This is a genomic window from Staphylococcus sp. FW104-15G4D (assembly GCF_058790135.1).
Map to the genome: position 1 here is coordinate 795081 of NZ_JBYTCH010000001.1, position 18884 is coordinate 813964.

Annotated in this window: 15 protein-coding genes; 10 read left to right on the forward strand and 5 right to left on the reverse strand. The window is 32.1% G+C overall.

Annotated elements, in window-relative coordinates:
* The first annotated feature begins 34 nt into the window (after window positions 1-34).
* A complete protein-coding gene (gene menI, locus AC3WQX_RS03990) occupies window positions 35-502 on the forward strand; it encodes a 1,4-dihydroxy-2-naphthoyl-CoA hydrolase MenI (protein ID WP_023350324.1) in 468 nt (155 codons plus the stop codon).
* Window positions 503-548: 46 nt separating this feature from the next.
* Here the strand turns inward: menI and AC3WQX_RS03995 are convergent, their stop codons facing one another.
* Both AC3WQX_RS03995 and plsY read right to left on the reverse strand, forming a co-directional pair.
* Window positions 549-845: a HesB/YadR/YfhF family protein gene (locus AC3WQX_RS03995; protein ID WP_002433639.1), complete on the reverse strand. Its 297-nt coding sequence runs from the start codon at window positions 843-845 to the stop codon at window positions 549-551.
* 179 nt (window positions 846-1024) lie between these two features.
* Entirely contained in the window at window positions 1025-1633 is a 609-nt protein-coding gene (plsY, locus tag AC3WQX_RS04000; RefSeq protein ID WP_002433567.1) for a glycerol-3-phosphate 1-O-acyltransferase PlsY, read from the reverse strand.
* A gap of 209 nt (window positions 1634-1842) precedes the next feature.
* Here plsY and parE point away from each other — a divergent pair, with 209 nt between their 5' ends.
* The 6 genes from parE (at window position 1843) to mprF (ending at window position 13087) form a co-directional block, all read left to right on the forward strand.
* Window positions 1843-3837, forward strand: a complete 1995-nt coding sequence (gene parE, locus AC3WQX_RS04005) for a DNA topoisomerase IV subunit B (RefSeq protein WP_161799207.1) — start codon at window positions 1843-1845, stop codon at window positions 3835-3837.
* Complete coding sequence (gene parC, locus AC3WQX_RS04010; RefSeq protein ID WP_023350322.1) at window positions 3834-6236, forward strand: DNA topoisomerase IV subunit A; 2403 nt, start codon at window positions 3834-3836, stop codon at window positions 6234-6236. Before parE ends, parC begins: the two co-directional genes overlap by 4 nt.
* Window positions 6237-6450: 214 nt before the next feature.
* Window positions 6451-7914 carry a glutamine transporter AlsT gene (alsT, locus tag AC3WQX_RS04015; RefSeq protein WP_023350321.1) on the forward strand — a complete coding sequence of 488 codons (1464 nt, stop codon included), beginning with the start codon at window positions 6451-6453 and terminating at the stop codon, window positions 7912-7914.
* A gap of 171 nt (window positions 7915-8085) precedes the next feature.
* Entirely contained in the window at window positions 8086-8934 is an 849-nt protein-coding gene (glcT, locus tag AC3WQX_RS04020; protein ID WP_002433564.1) for a glucose PTS transporter transcription antiterminator GlcT, read from the forward strand.
* Window positions 8935-9095: 161 nt separating this feature from the next.
* Window positions 9096-10310 (forward strand): AI-2E family transporter, encoded by a 1215-nt coding sequence (locus AC3WQX_RS04025; RefSeq protein ID WP_002433701.1) that lies wholly within the window; start codon window positions 9096-9098, stop codon window positions 10308-10310.
* 254 nt (window positions 10311-10564) lie between these two features.
* On the forward strand, window positions 10565-13087 hold the full coding sequence (gene mprF / locus AC3WQX_RS04030) for a bifunctional lysylphosphatidylglycerol flippase/synthetase MprF (protein ID WP_492739835.1): 2523 nt from the start codon (window positions 10565-10567) through the stop codon (window positions 13085-13087).
* Between the two features lie 57 nt (window positions 13088-13144).
* On the opposite strand, the gene msrA is transcribed toward mprF, so the two are convergent.
* Window positions 13145-13648 (reverse strand): peptide-methionine (S)-S-oxide reductase MsrA, encoded by a 504-nt coding sequence (msrA, locus tag AC3WQX_RS04035; RefSeq protein ID WP_023350318.1) that lies wholly within the window; start codon window positions 13646-13648, stop codon window positions 13145-13147.
* A gap of 136 nt (window positions 13649-13784) precedes the next feature.
* Between msrA and AC3WQX_RS04040 the strand changes: the two genes are divergently transcribed.
* Window positions 13785-14771 (forward strand): LCP family protein, encoded by a 987-nt coding sequence (locus AC3WQX_RS04040; protein ID WP_023350317.1) that lies wholly within the window; start codon window positions 13785-13787, stop codon window positions 14769-14771.
* Between the two features lie 96 nt (window positions 14772-14867).
* On the opposite strand, the gene thmT is transcribed toward AC3WQX_RS04040, so the two are convergent.
* Window positions 14868-15053 (reverse strand): 2-hydroxymuconate tautomerase, encoded by a 186-nt coding sequence (gene thmT, locus AC3WQX_RS04045; RefSeq protein ID WP_023350316.1) that lies wholly within the window; start codon window positions 15051-15053, stop codon window positions 14868-14870.
* A gap of 153 nt (window positions 15054-15206) precedes the next feature.
* Between thmT and AC3WQX_RS04050 the strand changes: the two genes are divergently transcribed.
* A complete protein-coding gene (locus AC3WQX_RS04050) occupies window positions 15207-16469 on the forward strand; it encodes a Y-family DNA polymerase (RefSeq protein ID WP_023350315.1) in 1263 nt (420 codons plus the stop codon).
* Window positions 16470-16549: 80 nt separating this feature from the next.
* Here the strand turns inward: AC3WQX_RS04050 and AC3WQX_RS04055 are convergent, their stop codons facing one another.
* Window positions 16550-17641: a prephenate dehydrogenase gene (locus tag AC3WQX_RS04055; RefSeq protein WP_492739837.1), complete on the reverse strand. Its 1092-nt coding sequence runs from the start codon at window positions 17639-17641 to the stop codon at window positions 16550-16552.
* A gap of 154 nt (window positions 17642-17795) precedes the next feature.
* Between AC3WQX_RS04055 and AC3WQX_RS04060 the strand changes: the two genes are divergently transcribed.
* Entirely contained in the window at window positions 17796-18830 is a 1035-nt protein-coding gene (locus tag AC3WQX_RS04060; protein ID WP_492739838.1) for a M42 family metallopeptidase, read from the forward strand.
* Window positions 18831-18884: the final 54 nt, after the last annotated feature.

The following is an 18884-nucleotide window of genomic DNA, read 5'->3' on the forward strand; positions in this document are numbered from 1 at the left end:
CAGAAATGATGAGTTGAAAGAAGGACTAAAGTTTATGATTTATAGTTTGACAGAAATAGAAGCAAGATATCAGGAAACAGATAAAATGGGAGTTATATATCATGGGAATTATGCCACATGGTTTGAAGTCGCGCGTACTGATTACATAAGAAAACTTGGTTTTAGTTATGCTGATATGGAGAAGACAGGTATTATATCACCAGTTACTGATTTAAATATTAAATATAAGAAGTCAATTTTTTATCCTGAAAAAGTAACTATCAAAACTTGGGTTGAGAAATACTCAAGATTGCGTTCTTTATATTGTTATGAGGTTTATAACGAAAAAGGAGAATTAGCTACAACTGGTTCAACAGAATTAATATGTATGAAAGCTGATAACTTTCGACCTATACGTTTAGATCGTTACTTCCCTGATTGGCATGCTACTTATAGCAGAGTTGCTGAACTGAATAAAGAAGGAAAAGAAGCTGAAGTAACAAACGGCATTAACAACCTATAAATGACTTAAAATAACCCGCTTCTGACTTAGTCAAAAGCGGGTTATTTTATTTTTTAGTATATGAGATTTCATCTTCATGATCGACGACATCTACTAGTATTACATCATCTTTGAAGTACCATAAATCCTTTTCCGCTACGACAATATTTAAACCATCATAGCTTTGTTCAAAGCCTATTTCTACATCATCTCTTCTATCTACACTGAAAGCGGGGCTAAAGCCTTGTTTAAGTTGAAATTCGCCACCATATCTTACATAAAATTGAAGTACTTTATTTTCTTCAGGTAAATCAAGTTCATCTTTGAACCATTCAACTGCCTCTTTAGTTAGTTCGATATCCATTTTTATACCTCCAATTTTAATTAGCATTTAAAGTTTATTGCTATGTTAAAGGTATACGCATTATAGCACAATTAATATAACCGCTACATTTATACTGATTCACTTTAATCAGAGTTGATAAATTGATTATAAAAAAACACTAGAAGTCATTAACTTCTAGCGTAAAAATTAATTTTAAGTTACATCCATTTAATTTTAGGCTCTTCACCTTTGAAAATTCTAACAATGTTAGTTCTATGACGAATGATTAGTATGATTGATACTAGTGCACTCATTCCCAATAATATATAGTCATGAATAATGACCGAGCCTATGACGCAACAAATTGCAGCAATAATACTTGATAAAGAAACATATTTAAATATCTTTAATATTCCAAAGAATATAATTGCTAAAACGAGTAGTAGTAAAGGATTTACACCTAATACGACACCTGCACTTGTAGCAACTGCCTTCCCACCATTAAATTTAAGATAAATAGGATATACATGTCCCAAAATTGCAAATAATCCTACTATCAATCCATTCGTAAAGAATGTACTGATTATGCCATCAGCATGAACAGGGAACCACAACGGGAAAAAGACCGTTATAAATCCTTTAAAGATATCTAAAAATGTAACTACGAAACCAGCTGGCCTCCCTAAAACACGAAAGCTATTTGTTGCTCCAGTATTGCCACTGCCATACTGTCTAATATCTTTTTTAAAAAATAATTTACCAATGACTAATCCACTTGGAAATGCGCCAATAAGATAACTTAAAACTAACATGACGACAATCATCATAAAAACTTACACATCCTTTAGTGACTTAGCTTCATTCTACCATATTCATATTCGATTAGAACATTCATAATTCAAATTATTGGAATAAAGCAATCAAAACAATTTGATTGTATAAATGATACTTGCAATTTAAGTCAATTTATATAAGAATAACTATTGTATAGTTTTAAAAACGAACGTACGTTTGTAGGAGGGCGAAATCATTGGCAGTGAATAAACAAAATACTTATTCAGATGATTCTATTCAGGTACTTGAAGGCCTTGAAGCTGTTAGAAAAAGACCTGGGATGTACATAGGGTCAACTGATAAACGCGGATTACATCATCTCGTATATGAAGTTGTCGATAACTCCGTCGATGAAGTTTTAAACGGTTATGGTGATGAAATCACTGTAACAATTAATCAAGATGACAGTATTTCAATTGAAGATAACGGTCGAGGTATGCCAACGGGTATCCATGCGTCTGGTAAACCAACTGTTGAAGTAATTTTCACAGTATTACATGCCGGTGGGAAATTTGGTCAAGGTGGTTATAAAACTTCTGGAGGACTTCATGGTGTTGGTGCATCTGTAGTTAATGCATTAAGTGAATGGTTAGAAGTTGAGATACATAGAGATGGTAATATTTACACTCAAAGTTTTAAAGACGGTGGTATACCAGCAACAGGACTTAATAAAAAAGGGAAAACTAAAAAGACAGGTACTAAAGTTACATTTAAACCTGACCCTGAAATTTTTAAGGCCACAACGTCCTTTAACTTTGATGTTTTAAGTGAACGCTTACAAGAATCGGCTTTCTTATTGAAGAATTTAAAAATTACGCTTAATGATTTGCGTAGTGGTAAAGAGCGTGAAGAAGTTTACCATTATGAAGAAGGTATTAAAGAATTTGTAAGCTATGTTAACGAAGGTAAGGAAGTACTTCATGATGTTACTACATTTTCAGGGTTAGCGAATAATATCGAAGTTGAAGTGGCTTTCCAATATAATGATCAATATTCTGAAAGTATTTTAAGTTTTGTAAATAACGTTCGTACTAAAGATGGCGGTACACACGAAGTAGGTTTTAAAACTGCTATGACTCGTGTGTTTAACGATTATGCGCGTAGAATTAATGAATTAAAAGATAAAGACAAAAATTTAGATGGTAATGATATTAGAGAAGGACTCACTGCAATTATTTCTGTTCGTATCCCAGAGGAGTTACTTCAATTTGAAGGGCAAACTAAATCTAAACTAGGTACTTCTGAAGCGAGAAGTGCTGTTGATTCAGTAGTTTCTGAAAAGTTGCCTTTCTATTTAGAAGAAAAAGGCCAATTATCTAAATCTTTAGTTAAAAAAGCAATTAAAGCACAACAAGCTCGTGAAGCAGCACGCAAAGCTCGTGAAGATGCGCGCTCTGGTAAAAAGAATAAACGTAAAGATACTTTGTTATCAGGTAAATTAACTCCTGCACAAAGTAAAAATACAGATAAAAATGAACTATATCTTGTGGAGGGTGACTCAGCAGGTGGATCTGCCAAACTAGGTCGTGATCGTAAATTCCAAGCAATCTTACCACTTCGAGGTAAAGTTATTAATACTGAAAAAGCACGTCTAGAAGATATCTTCAAAAATGAGGAAATCAACACAATTATTCATACTATTGGAGCAGGTGTTGGTAACGACTTCAAAATAGAAGATAGTAACTATAATCGCGTGATTATAATGACCGATGCCGATACTGATGGTGCGCACATTCAAGTATTATTATTAACGTTCTTCTTTAAATATATGAAACCATTAGTACAAGCTGGTCGTGTCTTTATCGCATTACCTCCCCTCTATAAATTAGAAAAAGGCAAAGGTAAAACTAAGAAAGTTGAATATGCATGGACAGATGATGAATTAGAAAAATTACAAAAGCAACTTGGTAAAGGATTTACGTTGCAACGTTATAAAGGTTTAGGTGAAATGAATCCTGAGCAATTATGGGAGACAACGATGAATCCTGAGACTCGTACATTAATTCGTGTTCAAGTTGAAGATGAAGTACGTTCTTCTAAACGTGTAACTACACTAATGGGTGATAAAGTTGCACCACGTCGTGAATGGATCGAAAGCCATGTTGAATTTGGTATGCAAGAAGATCAAAGCATTTTAGATAATAAAGAAGTTCAAGTTCTTGAAAACGAAGAATATATTGAGGAGGAAACGAATTGAGTGAGATAATTCAAGACCTATCCCTTGAAGATGTTATCGGTGACCGCTTCGGACGTTATAGTAAGTACATCATTCAAGAACGTGCATTACCAGATGTACGTGATGGATTAAAACCAGTACAACGAAGAATTTTATTCGCTATGTATTCAAGCGGAAATACATTTGAAAAGAACTTCCGTAAAAGTGCTAAAACAGTCGGTGACGTTATTGGACAATATCATCCTCATGGTGATTCTTCCGTATATGATGCTATGGTGCGTCTAAGTCAAGATTGGAAACTTCGACACGTACTTATCGAGATGCACGGTAATAATGGTAGTATTGATAATGATCCACCAGCTGCTATGCGTTATACAGAGGCTAAGTTAAGTCAATTGTCTGAAGAGTTATTAAGAGATATAAATAAGGAAACAGTAGCCTTCATACCAAACTATGATGACACTACTTTAGAGCCAATGGTTTTACCGTCAAGATTCCCTAATCTTTTAGTAAATGGTTCTACAGGTATATCTTCAGGGTATGCGACTGATATTCCACCACATAACTTAGCAGAAGTTATTCAAGCTACTTTAAAATACATCGATAACCCTGATATTACTGTAAATCAGTTAATGAAACATATTAAAGGACCTGATTTTCCTACTGGGGGAATTATTCAAGGTATCGATGGTATAAAGAAAGCTTACGAAACTGGTAAAGGTAAAATAGTCGTACGTTCAAGAGTGGATGAAGAAGAATTAAGAAGTGGTCGTAAGCAACTTATCATTACAGAAATTCCATATGAAGTGAATAAAAGTAGTTTAGTTAAACGTATTGATGAATTACGAGCTGACAAAAAAGTTGATGGCATCGTGGAAGTACGTGATGAGACAGATAGAACTGGCTTACGTATCGCAATTGAATTAAAGAAAGATGTTAATAGTGAATCAATTAAGAATTATTTATACAAAAATTCTGATCTTCAAATTTCTTATAATTTTAACATGGTTGCTATTAGCGATGGTCGACCTAAATTAATGGGATTACGTGAAATTATTGAAAGCTATTTAAACCACCAAATTGAAGTCGTAACTAATAGAACACGTTATGATTTAGATCATGCGGAAAAACGTATGCATATTGTTGAAGGTTTAATGAAAGCACTATCTATCTTAGATGAAGTCATAACTTTAATCCGTAATTCAAAAAATAAAAAAGATGCAAAAGATAACTTAGTTGCTGAATTTGATTTCACTGAAGCACAAGCTGAAGCTATTGTAATGTTACAACTGTATAGATTAACAAATACTGATATTGTAGCATTAGAAGAAGAACACGCTGAATTAGAAGCTTTAATTAAAAAATTAAGAAATATTTTAGATGATCATGATGCACTATTAAGTGTGATTAAAGACGAACTTAATGAAATTAAGAAAAAATTTAAAGTGGATCGTTTATCAACAATTGAAGCTGAAATTTCTGAAATAAAAATTGATAAAGAAGTCATGGTTCCTAGTGAGGAAGTGATTTTAAGTGTTTCACATCATGGCTATATCAAACGCACATCTACGCGTAGTTTCAATGCAAGCGGTGTTACTGAAATTGGCTTAAAAGATGGAGATCGTTTATTAAAATATCAAGAAGTGAATACTCAAGATACTGTCTTAGTGTTTACTAATAAAGGGCGCTACCTGTTTATTCCAGTACATAAGTTAGCAGATATACGTTGGAAGGAACTCGGTCAACACGTTTCACAGATTGTTCCTATAGATGAGGATGAACAAGTGGTTGATGTTTATAATGAAAAAGACTTTAACCATGATGCATTCTATGTCATGGCAACTAAAAACGGTATGATTAAGAAAAGTAGTGTTAGTCAATTTAAAACTACAAGATTCAATAAGCCACTTGTAGGTATGAAAGTGAAGGACCATGATGAAATTGTCAACGTGATACGATTAGAATCTGATCAATTAATAACAGTACTTACACATAAAGGTATGTCGCTTACTTACTCAACTAGTGAGTTATCTGATACAGGTTTAAGAGCTGCAGGAGTTAAATCAATTAACCTTAAAGATGAAGATTATGTTGTAATGACAGAGAGCGTTTCTGACTCAGATTCTATCTTAATGATAACGCAACGTGGTGCTATTAAACGTATTAGTTATAAAGTTTTACAAGTCGCTAAACGTGCACAACGTGGTATTACCTTATTGAAAGAACTTAAGAAAAACCCACATCGTATTGTTGATGCTGCAGTGGTTAAAGAAGGACAAAAAACTTATACGGTTTTCTCTAACAATCACGAAGAATCTGGTAATATTAATGAAGTGCATCTCTCAGAACAATACACAAATGGTTCATTTATTATAGATGTCGATGATTTTGGTCAAGTAGTAAGCATGACCTTAGAGTAAATTAAGTATATGCAACCATAGCATTAAATGATAAAATAAAGTTTAATAATATTAACTAAAGTAAGCGCAAGGGATTTATGTCTATTTAAAAGAATCAAAATAGGACTTAATGATTTAAATTAGTATATTTATTAAGTTTTTAGATTCTAAATGGGAACATAAATCTCTTGATGCGTTAAAGAGAATAAATTTATTAAGATGAGAGGGATTCAATTTGCAAGATTTCGATAATTTGATTCCTGGCTGGTTTAAATCTTTTGTTCAGGTCGGGAATGATTTGATTTGGTCGCAATATCTAATTGGACTTTTATTAACTGCAGGCTTTTTCTTTACTATAAGTTCTAAATTTGTTCAATTAAGAATGTTACCTGAAATGTTTAGAGCGCTCACTGAGAAACCTGAAACGCTAAGTAGTGGTAAAAAAGGTATTTCGCCTTTCCAAGCATTTGCTATTAGTGCTGGATCTCGTGTAGGTACTGGTAATATTGCCGGAGTAGCTACAGCTATTGTATTAGGTGGACCTGGTGCAGTATTTTGGATGTGGATTATAGCTTTTATTGGTGCGGCTAGTGCATTTATGGAAGCAACATTAGCTCAAGTATATAAAGTGCATGATAAAGAAGGTGGTTTCCGTGGGGGGCCAGCATACTATATTACTAAGGGTCTCAACCAGAAATGGTTAGGTATCGTATTCGCAACATTAATCACCATCACATTTGCATTTGTATTTAATACTGTTCAATCTAATACAATTGCAGAGTCATTAAACACACAATATCATGTTAGCCCAGTTATCACTGGTATTATATTAGCTGTAATTACTGCAATTATTATTTTTGGTGGCGTAAGAAGCATCGCAACATTATCCTCACTTATAGTACCTATTATGGCAATCATTTACATAGGAATGGTTTTAGTTATCTTGTTATTAAATATAGATCAAATAGTTCCAATGATTGGTACTATCATTAAAAGTGCTTTCGGTTTACAACAAGTGACTGGTGGTGCTGTTGGTGCAGCGATACTTCAAGGTATTAAACGTGGATTATTCTCAAATGAAGCAGGAATGGGTTCAGCACCTAATGCTGCAGCCACTGCTGCTGTCCCACACCCTGTTAAACAAGGTTTAATACAGTCACTAGGAGTATTCTTTGATACTATGTTAGTTTGTACAGCAACAGCTATCATGATTCTTCTATACTCTGGATTAAAATTTGGTGAAAGTGCACCTCAAGGTGTAGCTGTAACTCAATCAGCTTTAAATGAACATTTAGGTTCAGCAGGTGGTATTTTCTTAACAGTGGCTATAACTTTATTTGCTTTTTCATCAGTTGTAGGTAACTATTATTACGGACAATCAAATATTGAGTTCTTATCTAAAAACAAAGCCATTTTGTTTGTATTTAGATGTTTAGTAGTTGTGTTAGTATTCATTGGAGCAGTTGCAAAAACTGAAACAGTTTGGAGTACTGCAGACTTATTTATGGGTCTAATGGCCATAGTTAATATTATATCTATTATAGGATTGTCCAATATCGCTTTCGCTGTAATGAAAGATTATCAACAGCAACGTAAAGAAGGTAAGAAACCTGTATTTAAACCTGAAAATCTAGAAATTAATTTATTTGGTATTGAATCTTGGGGATCTCAAGCTAAAATACCACGTAATGATAAATAATATAGTTAGAGTAACGACTTGACGCAAGAATGCCTCTCAAGTCGTCTTTTTTTAAATTACATGATTTATATTCGTTAGTATGAATGTAAATATCAACACTTTAGTAACTCGCTTTTCATTTTTAAAAAATAGAATTATAATCTTACTAATGATAAGAGAAAGGTGATTATAATGGGGAATTACGAAATAACGAAAACACTAAATAACAACGTCCTCATATGTAAAAGTAATAATCATGAAGTTGTGTTAATTGGCAAGGGTATTGGTTTTAATAAAAAAGTGGGAATGATGCTTGATGAGAATGCTTCAATTGAGAAAGTATATAAATTAGAACAGCAACAGCAGAAAGAACATTATAAAACGTTGGTCGAGATGGGGGAAGACCATGTTGTCCAAGCTGTTATCGAATCGGTCAATATGATTTCTGAGACCTCGATTCGAACTGATGATAAAAGCTTAGTTGTTGCTCTTACAGATCATATTATCTTTGCATATAAAAGACTTAAGCAGAATCAAGTTATTTCTAACCCATTTGCAATAGAGACGCAACATCTATACAGTGATGCATATCAAATTGCTAAGCGTGTCATTGATAAATTGAATCAGACGTTAGATGTTCGATTCCCTGAAGATGAAATTGGTTTTATAGCTTTACATATTGCTTCTAATTCTGAAGATTTATCAATACATGATATATCAGTTATCAATAAATTAATTAATAAAAGTATGACGATTATTGAAACAGATCTTGATCATGAAATTGATAAAACGACAACGCAATACCAACGTTTTATTAGACATATACAGTTTTTAATTTATAGGTTAACTAAAGGGGAAAATGTGGATGCGCAAGACAATTTTATTTTAATGGTTAAAAATCTTTATCCACAATGTTTTAATACGGCTTATAAAATTTTAAAAATGATACAACGTCAGTTTGATGTGATTATCAATGAGTCCGAAATTGTATATCTTGCGATACATATACACCATTTTGAAGCTCAAATTAAAATCGAATAATATGTAACGTTTATTATTCGATTGTGTTTGGGTAAAAATGATTAACTTTATTCATTTTGTGTTATCATAAATATTGTATTTTTAAATATTTTGTTTATGAGTCTAAATTATTTTAAATCATAATTTTATTTGATTTATAAATGTGAGGTATGGTGATCTTGATGTCAAACGAAAATAAATCTAGTGAAAAGAAAAAACATATATTTAGTTTTTCTGAAACAAGATTTATGAGATTTTTAGGTGGCAATGATCTTATATATGGTTTAGTTGCACTTGTTTTATTAGGTATTGTAATCTTTATTTTCGATAAAGTTTCCTATGTATTTGAACCATTTATTATTATATTTAATACAATTGCTGCACCTATTATTGTTTCATTAATCTTATTCTATCTATTTAATCCATTAGTTAACTTAATGGAGCGTTATCGAATTCCTAGACTGTTAGGTATTACAATTATTTATGTAGCAGTTGTGGGAATCATTACATTAATTGTTAATTTACTTATTCCTATCATTGGTTCACAAATTGAAGGATTAATTAAAAACTCTCCGCATTATTTAAATAAAATTACTCAATCAATTGAGAAGATAACTACTAACTCTTTCCTATCTAGTTATATGAGTCAAGTTAATGACTGGTTAGAATCAGCTCAGAAAAAAATTCCTTCAATGTTATCAGAGTACTTTGATGGATTTGGGCCTAAGCTTGCATCTTTCGCTGAAGCCGTTTCAAATGTTGGTGTTGTCATAGTAACGACGCCATTCATATTATTCTTTATGCTAAAAGATGGTCATCGTTTTAAAGATTATACAACAAAAATTATGCCACCTAAATTTAGAAAGGATTTTCATGATTTACTTGAAAAAATGAGTGTTCAAGTAGGTTCTTACATTCAAGGTCAAATCATCGTTTCTTTCTGTATAGGTGTATTACTATTAATTGGATATTCAATTATCGGTCTTAAATATCCTTTAGTATTAGCGAGTATTGCAGCAGTCACAAGTGTTGTTCCATACTTAGGACCAACGATTGCAATTTCACCAGCTATTGTAATTGCGATTATCACATCACCTTGGATGTTACTTAAATTAGTTATCGTTTGGACACTTGTTCAGTTCTTTGAAGGGCACTTTATTTCTCCAAACGTTATGGGTAAAACACTCAAAATACATCCATTAACAATTATCTTCATTTTGCTATGTGCTGGTAATTTAATGAATGTCGTGGGTGTAATTATTGGTATTCCATTATATGCGGTCCTTAAAGTACTAGTATCTCATATATTCTTACTATTTAAACGAAGATATAATCGTTACTATGGTGAAGATGCTGGAGATTATAGTATTAAACAAGAAGAAGAAATTACAGATTAATATTTATAGAATCCCCTTAAATAGGGGATTTTTTTATGAATATTTTTTATTTTAAGTTAATATTCAATAAATAGCTCTCATTTATGCTTACATTTCCCATAAATGAGAGCTAAAATTATGTGTCTAAGTCAGAGAAATAATTTTAGCATTACAATAATGTTAGGTACTTATCTATCAATATATATTCTATAAAACCTTTCTTTATGATATATTTTTGTCATGTAATAGATTTAAATTAGAATTGAAGTGAAAAAATGACGCAAGAAGTGAAAAGTAAATTATTATCTATTTTGAAATTTATCTTTGCCACAGCGTTATTTATTTTTGTCATTTTCACATTGTATCGTGAATTAGCTCATATTAATTTTAAAGACACTTTGATGCAATTTGGCAAAATAAATAGATTGTGGCTTGTTTTATTATTTGCAGGTGGGGGAGCATCGCTCATTCTTTTGTCACTATATGACATTATTTTAGTGAAATCGTTAAAGCTTAACATGTCAGTGACTAAAGTATTAAGAGTTAGTTATATTATCAATGCTCTCAATGCTATCGTAGGTTTTGGTGGCTTTATCGGTGCAGGAGTCAGAGCCTTCGTTTATAAAAACTATACAGATGATATTAAGAAACTCGTACATTATATTTCGATTATCTTGATTTCAATGCTCACTGGACTTAGTCTCTTGTCCATATTAGTTGTTCTACACGTTTTTAACGCTTCTCATATGATGGATAAAATTACATGGGTACGCTGGATTTTATATGTTGTAGCACTATTTTTACCTGTATTTATCATTTATACTATCGCTAAACCAGCGGATAAATCTAATCGTTATATGGGTGTGTATTGTACACTTGTATCTTGTATCGAGTGGATGGCAGCAGCTACTGTTCTTTACTTTGCAGCACTTATCGTAGGTATTCATGTATCATTTATGACATTTATCGGCATCTTCGTGATCGCGGCGTTATCAGGATTAGTTAGTTTTATTCCTGGTGGTTTTGGTGCCTTCGATTTAGTTGTTTTACTAGGACTCAAATCTTTAGATGTTTCAGAAGAAAAAATATTATTAGCATTACTTCTATATCGATTTGCATATTACTTTGTTCCAGTCATTATTGCACTCATACTATCTACATTTGAGTTTGGAACAACTGCTAAAAAATATCTTGAAGATTCGAAATATTATGTTCCTGCTAAGGACTTTACGTCATTCTTGATGTCCTATCAAAAAGACATTTTAGCTAAAATACCTTCATTTTCACTCGCAATATTAATATTTTTAACTAGCATCATTTTCTTCATTAATAATTTAACGATTGTTTATGATGGACTATATGATGGAAATCACTTTGCTTATTATTTAACTTTATCTATCCATACTAGTGCTTGTTTATTATTAATTTTGAATGTGAGAGGTATTTTTAAACAGAGTCGTCGTGCGATTATTTATGCGATGATTTCTATTATTTTAATTGCGGGAGCTACAATTTATACTTACGCATCTTTCTTATTATTAACTTGGCTTGTAGTCATGTTTATTTTATTAGTTTTAGCTTATCGTCGTGCTCAAGTGCTTAAGCGTCCGTTCCGTTTTAGAAAATTAGTTCTCATGCTTATACTCAGCGTGATTGTTTTATATCTAAATCATATTTTAATTGCGGAAACATTATACGCATTAGATATTTATCACATTGAAGTAGATACATCATTATTAAGATATTACTTCTGGGTTACTATTTTAATTGTGATTATTCTGGTTGGTCTCATTGCATGGTTATTTGATTACAAATTTGACCGTCCTCATCAAATTACAGATTTATCAATATGTGAAGCTATTATTCATGAATATGGTGGTAATTACTTGAGCCATCTTGTTTATAGTGGTGATAAAGATTGTTTTATCCATGAAAATGAAAAATCATTCCTCATGTATCGTTATAAATCTAATGCCTTAGTTGTATTAGGAGATCCTATAGGCGATGCAAATACGTTTGAATCATTGTTAGAATCATTTTATCAATATGCAGAATATAGAGGTTACGACATTATTTTCTATCAAGTTAGTGATAATTATATGCCTTTATATCATCATTTCGGGAATCAATTTTTCAAACTAGGTGAGGAAGCTATTATTGATTTAACATCATTCACTACCTCAGGTAAAAAGCGTCGTGGCTTTAGAGCTACACTCAATAAATTTAATGATTTAAATATTTCTTTTGAAATTATTGAACCACCATTTTCACAAGATTTCTTTAACGAACTCAAATATGTTAGTGATAGATGGTTAGATGGTAGAAATGAAATGCACTTCTCTGTAGGTCAATTTACACAACCATATCTTTCTAAAGCGCCTATAGGTGTAATGAGAGATGAACATGGTAAGATGATTGCATTCTGTAGTTTAATGCCTACGCACTTTAATGATGCAATTTCTGTCGATTTAATTCGATGGTTACCAGAGCTCGATCTACCTTTAATGGATGGACTGTATTTACACATGTTGTTATGGGGTCAGGAAAAAGAATATAAAGCCTTTAACATGGGAATGGCCACCCTCTCTAATGTTGGTACTTTACATTACTCTTATTTAAGAGAACGTTTAGCAGGGCGAGTCTTTGAACATTTTAATGGATTATATCGTTTCCAAGGTTTAAGACGTTATAAAGAAAAGTATAGTCCTAACTGGGAACCAAGATTTTTAGTTTATCGTAAAGATAGCTCTCTATGGGAAAGTATGTTGAAAGTGATGAGAGTCATTCGACATAAATAAAAATAATAGCGATAGTACTGAATTGTAACATTCAGCACTATCGCTATTTTTTGTCCATTATTTATAATAATTCGCTCTATCTTGTTGTTCTTTAGCGTAACGTTCGGGATTCTTTTTATAGAAATCTTGATGGTATTCTTCAGCTTCAAAGAAAGTTGAAGCGGGTAAGACTTTTGTAGCTATTGCTTTGTCTGCATTTAAAGTATCTTGAAGTGCTTCGATATATGATTCGGCAGATTTCTTTTGATCTTCATTAGAGTAAAAAATGGCTGTTTGATATTGGGAACCTCTATCTTGAAACTGTCCATCTTCATCTAGTGGGTCGATTACTGAAAAAAATATTTCCAATAGTTTATGATATGAAAAAAGTGCTACATCATATTCAATTTTTACTGTTTCATAATGACCAGTGTTACCACTTTTAACATCTTCATACGTTGGATTCTCTGTATGTCCACCCATGTAACCAGAAGTTACTTTTTCGATACCGTCAAATGTATCAAAAGGTTTGGTCATACACCAAAAACAACCACCGGCAAAGTATGCCGTATTAATATTCATTCATGACATCCTTTCATTGGACCTTAGTACCATTTATTAAAAAAACTCTTGCAATTTGAATACTTTTTATATAACGTTAATACATATTAATTATAGTATATAGATATGTAATTTTGAAGATATAAGGTAGGTAAATATGACAGAACAGAAGGAACATAGAGAAACAGAGTATCGACGTCACACTGGCACAACATCGACACCTTCTAGGCGACGAAATAAAAAAAGACTACGCAAATTACCTTTTATCATTTTAATCATTCTCATCATTCTTATTTCAATAATTGTCTATATCACTCATCAATATAATAGTGGTATGAAGTATGCGAAAGAGCATGCTAAAGATGTAAAGATGCATCAATTTAATGGAGCCGTTAAAAATGATGGCAAAATATCTGTATTAGTACTTGGAGCAGATAAAGCTCAAAGCGGTAAATCTCGTACAGACTCAATTATGGTTGTACAATACGACTATATTAATAAAAAAATGAAAATGATGTCTGTAATGAGAGATATTTACGCAGATATCCCTGGTTATGATAAATACAAAATTAATGCAGCTTATTCACTTGGTGGACCTGAGTTACTAAGAAAGACACTTAATAAAAATTTAGGTATCAATCCTGAATATTATGCGGTAGTAGATTTCACTGGATTTGAGAAAATGGTTGATGAACTTGAACCTAATGGTGTACCTATAGACGTAGAGAAGGACATGTCTGAAAATATAGGTGTTTCATTGAAAAAAGGTCATCATAGATTAAATGGTAAAGAGCTATTAGGTTATGCGAGATTCCGTCACGATGCTGAAGGAGATTTCGGGCGTGTTCGCCGTCAACAACAAGTTATGCAAACTTTAAAACAAGAGTTAGTAAATTTTAATACCGTTGCAAAACTTCCGAAAGTTGCAGGTATTTTAAGAGGATACGTTAATACTGATATGCCTAATTCAGCTATTTTCCAAACTGGATTAAGCTTTGGTATTCGTGGTGATAAAGATGTTAAATCACTAACTGTACCTGTTAAAAACACGTATCAAGATATTAATACTAATAATGATGGTAGTGCGCTTCAAATTGATAAAGAAAAAAATAAAAAAACAATTCAAGACTTTTTCGATGATTAAAACTAAGATGATTAGAAAAAATAAGTGATAAAATAATTGAATCCCTGAGATGATAGCTTCTATGGTAAATAGCTTTCATTTCAGGGATTTTGCGTTTTATTGATCTGATTTTCTTACTCCACCAACGGCGTAATGGCTCTTTTTCATTTCTTCGATTACGACGTGGATGGCCTCTTTGTTTGCTCCAGTAGTTTTTTCTACTGCATCTGTAACCTCATTCACTAAATCTTTTAATTGATCATCTGTACGTCCTTCTAATAACTTTACATTTACGATTGGCATATCATGCATCCTCCTTAATTAATTAGAAATGTCTTCTTTAGTATATCACGAAATTAACGATAGAGATTTAAATTAAATAGAACATTCGTTCTTGTTTGCATTGAATAAGAACACGTGTTCGTATATAATAGATTTCGTAAGGGAGGCATAGTTATGTATGACTATAATCTATTAGAGGATAGAGATGTATTATGCATTGATCAGAAGAGCTTTTTTGCGAGTGTGTCATGTATGGAGAAGGGCTTGGATCCTTTAGAAACCAAGTTAGCAGTAGTAGCTGATACGAAAAGGCAGGGGTCAGTAGTGTTGGCTGCTACACCGAAATTGAAAGAAATAGGTATAAAAACGGGATCTAGATTGTTTGAAATACCACATCGAAATGATATTTATATCATTAACCCAAGTATGAGAAAGTATTTAAATGTTTCTGTTGCTATTTCAAAAATTGCACTACGTTATGTACCACCTGAAGACTTACATCAATATAGTATTGATGAATTTTTTATGGATGTCACAGATAGTTATCATAGGTTTAGTTCTACAGTTTATGCGTTTTGCGAACGATTAAAAAAAGAGATACTGGAAGAGACAGGTATCCATTGCACTGTTGGTATAGGTTCTAATATGTTATTAAGCAAAATAGCAATGGATATAGAAGCAAAGCATACAGAAGATGGAATTGCAGAATGGCGTTATCAAGATATACCTGATAAGTTATGGCCTATTCAACCGTTAAGAGATTTCTGGGGTATTAATAAACGTACTGAAGCGAAATTAAATAAGAGAGGGATATTTACAATTGGCGATTTAGCACAATATCCTTATCGCTATTTAAAGAGAGATTTTGGTATTTTAGGCGTAGATATGCATTTACATGCTAACGGTATTGATCAAAGTAAAGTAAGAGAAAAATACAAAGTAACAAATCCTTCAATATGTAAAAGTCAAATTTTGATGAGAGATTATCGATTTGAGGAATCAAAAGTAGTCATGCAAGAACTCATTGAAGATGTAGCAAGTAGATTAAGAGCACAGAAAAAATTAGCGCGTACGATACATTTTTCATTTGGTTATGCCGATGATGGAGGTGTACACAAGCAGTATACTTTAGAAGATCCTACAAATTTAGAAAGAGATATTTTTAAAGTGATTAATTATTTTGCGAATCGATTATGTGATAAAAATGCTTTGTATAGGACGCTAAGTGTATCTTTAACACAGTTTGTAGATGAACAAGATCGACAGTTAAATTTATTTATTGATGAGTATGAGCGTAAACGAGATGAAAAACTAGCTAAAACAATTGACCATTTACACCTAAAATATGGTAGAGGTATCGTTTCTAAAGCGACATCTTATACTGAAGCAGGGACTAAGCATGGTCGATTAGGACTTATGGCTGGCCACAAAATGTAGGTGATTAACGTTAAAAATTTAGAAATAATCCCCTAAAGCGATGATTGATATGTTATTCATCACACTTTAGGGGACTTATATTATTCAATATAGGTATCGAAATTTTTTAAAGCTTTGATACCACGTTCTCGATCTTCAGGATTTTTAAAGCTTATTTGCAATGCGCCATAGATATCTTCACGGACTTCTAAAATTTTAAGGTTGCTTATAGAAATGTTATGTAAACTTAAGATATGTGTAACTTTGCTTATCATACCCGGTTTATCCGGAATGTCTACATATAGATCATACGCCACAGATAGGGCACCTCGTTGTTTAGCGGGTAGGCGATCACGATAATTTTTAGCTTTAGCAAAGAACTCGTAAATGTTTTCATCATTGTTAGAATTTATCATCTTTTCAAATGCTGTAATTTGATTTTTTAGTTCATTTAACAAAGACAAAATATGCGTTTGGTTATTTAAAGTGATATCTTTCCACATTTGAGCATTACTACTGGCAATTCGCGTAATATCTCTAAAACCTCCAGCAGCTAATTTTTCTACTAATTCATGGTGATTTATATGATTGGCACTCAAGTGTACTAAGCTAGATGCGATAATATGAGGGACATGACTAACTACACCAGTTACAAAATCATGTTCATCAGCATTCGTTGTAATAAACTTAGCTAAAGTATGCTTGAATAAATTTTGTAAATATTTAGCTGCTTCTTGATTTTCTTTTTCATTAAATACAAGAATGTAATAGGCGTTTTCAAATAAATGCTTTTTAGAGTTTAATACTCCAGATTTATGACTTCCTGCCATAGGATGACCACCGACTAAATGAATATTGTTATCTAGTAGTTGTTGTTCAAAAGTTTGAATAGTAGATTTAGTGCTTCCGGTATTGGTCACTATCAAATGAGGCTTGGTTTTATAATTGGGAAGTTCTGATAAATACTTAATTGTTTGTTCTACAGGCGTTGCATAAACAATGACATCAGCTTTTTCAACTGCGGTTTTGTAATCAGTTATTTTTTTATCAATAATACCAATGGACAATGCTTTATCTAACTGTGTTTCATTAGCGTCAAAAGCCATAATTTGTACGTCGGAATTATAATATTTTAAATTACTAGCTAAACTACCACCAATAAGACCAAGGCCAACAAATAATATGTGTTGCATAAACAATCACCTTATTTCGAAATTTTCAGAATAGTATTATTGTAAATGAGAGAAGAAAAGTAAGCAATACTCTAAAATAGTAATCTATAATTGTTAGAGTATAAAGGTGGTTTAGTTTAAAATAAAAAGTGATTTAAGAAAAAAGGGGGATAATATGAGCGGAATTTTAGAAACTATAAAAACATTAACTGAAATCAATAGCCCATCTGGTAATGCTGACGAAGCGATTAATTATGTCAAAAACTATGTTGAAGATCTAGGTTATCATACAAAAGTTACTAATAAAGGCGGACTCCTTATTACTGTTGATGGTACAAATGAAAATAAACAGCGGTGTATAACAGCACATGTTGATACATTAGGGGCAATGGTTAAAGAGATTAAAGAAAATGGCAGATTAACTTTAGACTTAATAGGTGGATTTCACTTTAATGCTATAGAAGGTGAGTATTGTGAAATTCAAACCCAAAACGGTCAAACATTTTCAGGAACAATTTGTCTACATGAAACGAGCGTACATGTTTACAAAGATAACCACAATATTCCAAGAGATAAAGAGCATATGGAAGTAAGAATTGATGAAATAACTCATAATGCTCAAGAAACAAAAGATTTAGGCATAGAAGTAGGTGATTTCATATCATTTGATCCTAGAACAGTTATCACTCAATCAGGATTTATTAAGTCTAGACATCTAGATGATAAAGCGAGTGTCGGAATGATTCTAGAACTTTTGAAAAAGCTCAAAAACGAAGGTACAAAATTACCACATACAACACAATTTTATATTTCTAACAATGAAGAAATAGGGTATGGTGCAAATTCAAGCATTTCAGAAGATATTGTCGAATTTATAGCTTTAGATATGGGAGCGCTAGGAGATGGTCAATCTTCAAATGAATATACTGTTTCAATTTGCGCAAAAGATGGATCTGGTCCATACCATAAAGCACTAAAAAATCATCTAATTAACCTTTGTAAAATTAATGACATACCATACAAAGTAGATATTTATCCATATTATAGTTCAGATGCTTCAGCAGCTCTAAAAGCAGGATCTGATATTCGTCATGGTTTATTCGGAGCAGGTATTGAATCCTCACATGCAATGGAGAGAACACACTTAGATTCGATTAATGCCACTCAAGAATTACTTTATGCTTATTGTTTGTCGCCAATCAATGAATAAAAAAAACAAGTTTATATTGACAAAGTTAACATTAATATGTATGATACTGAATAA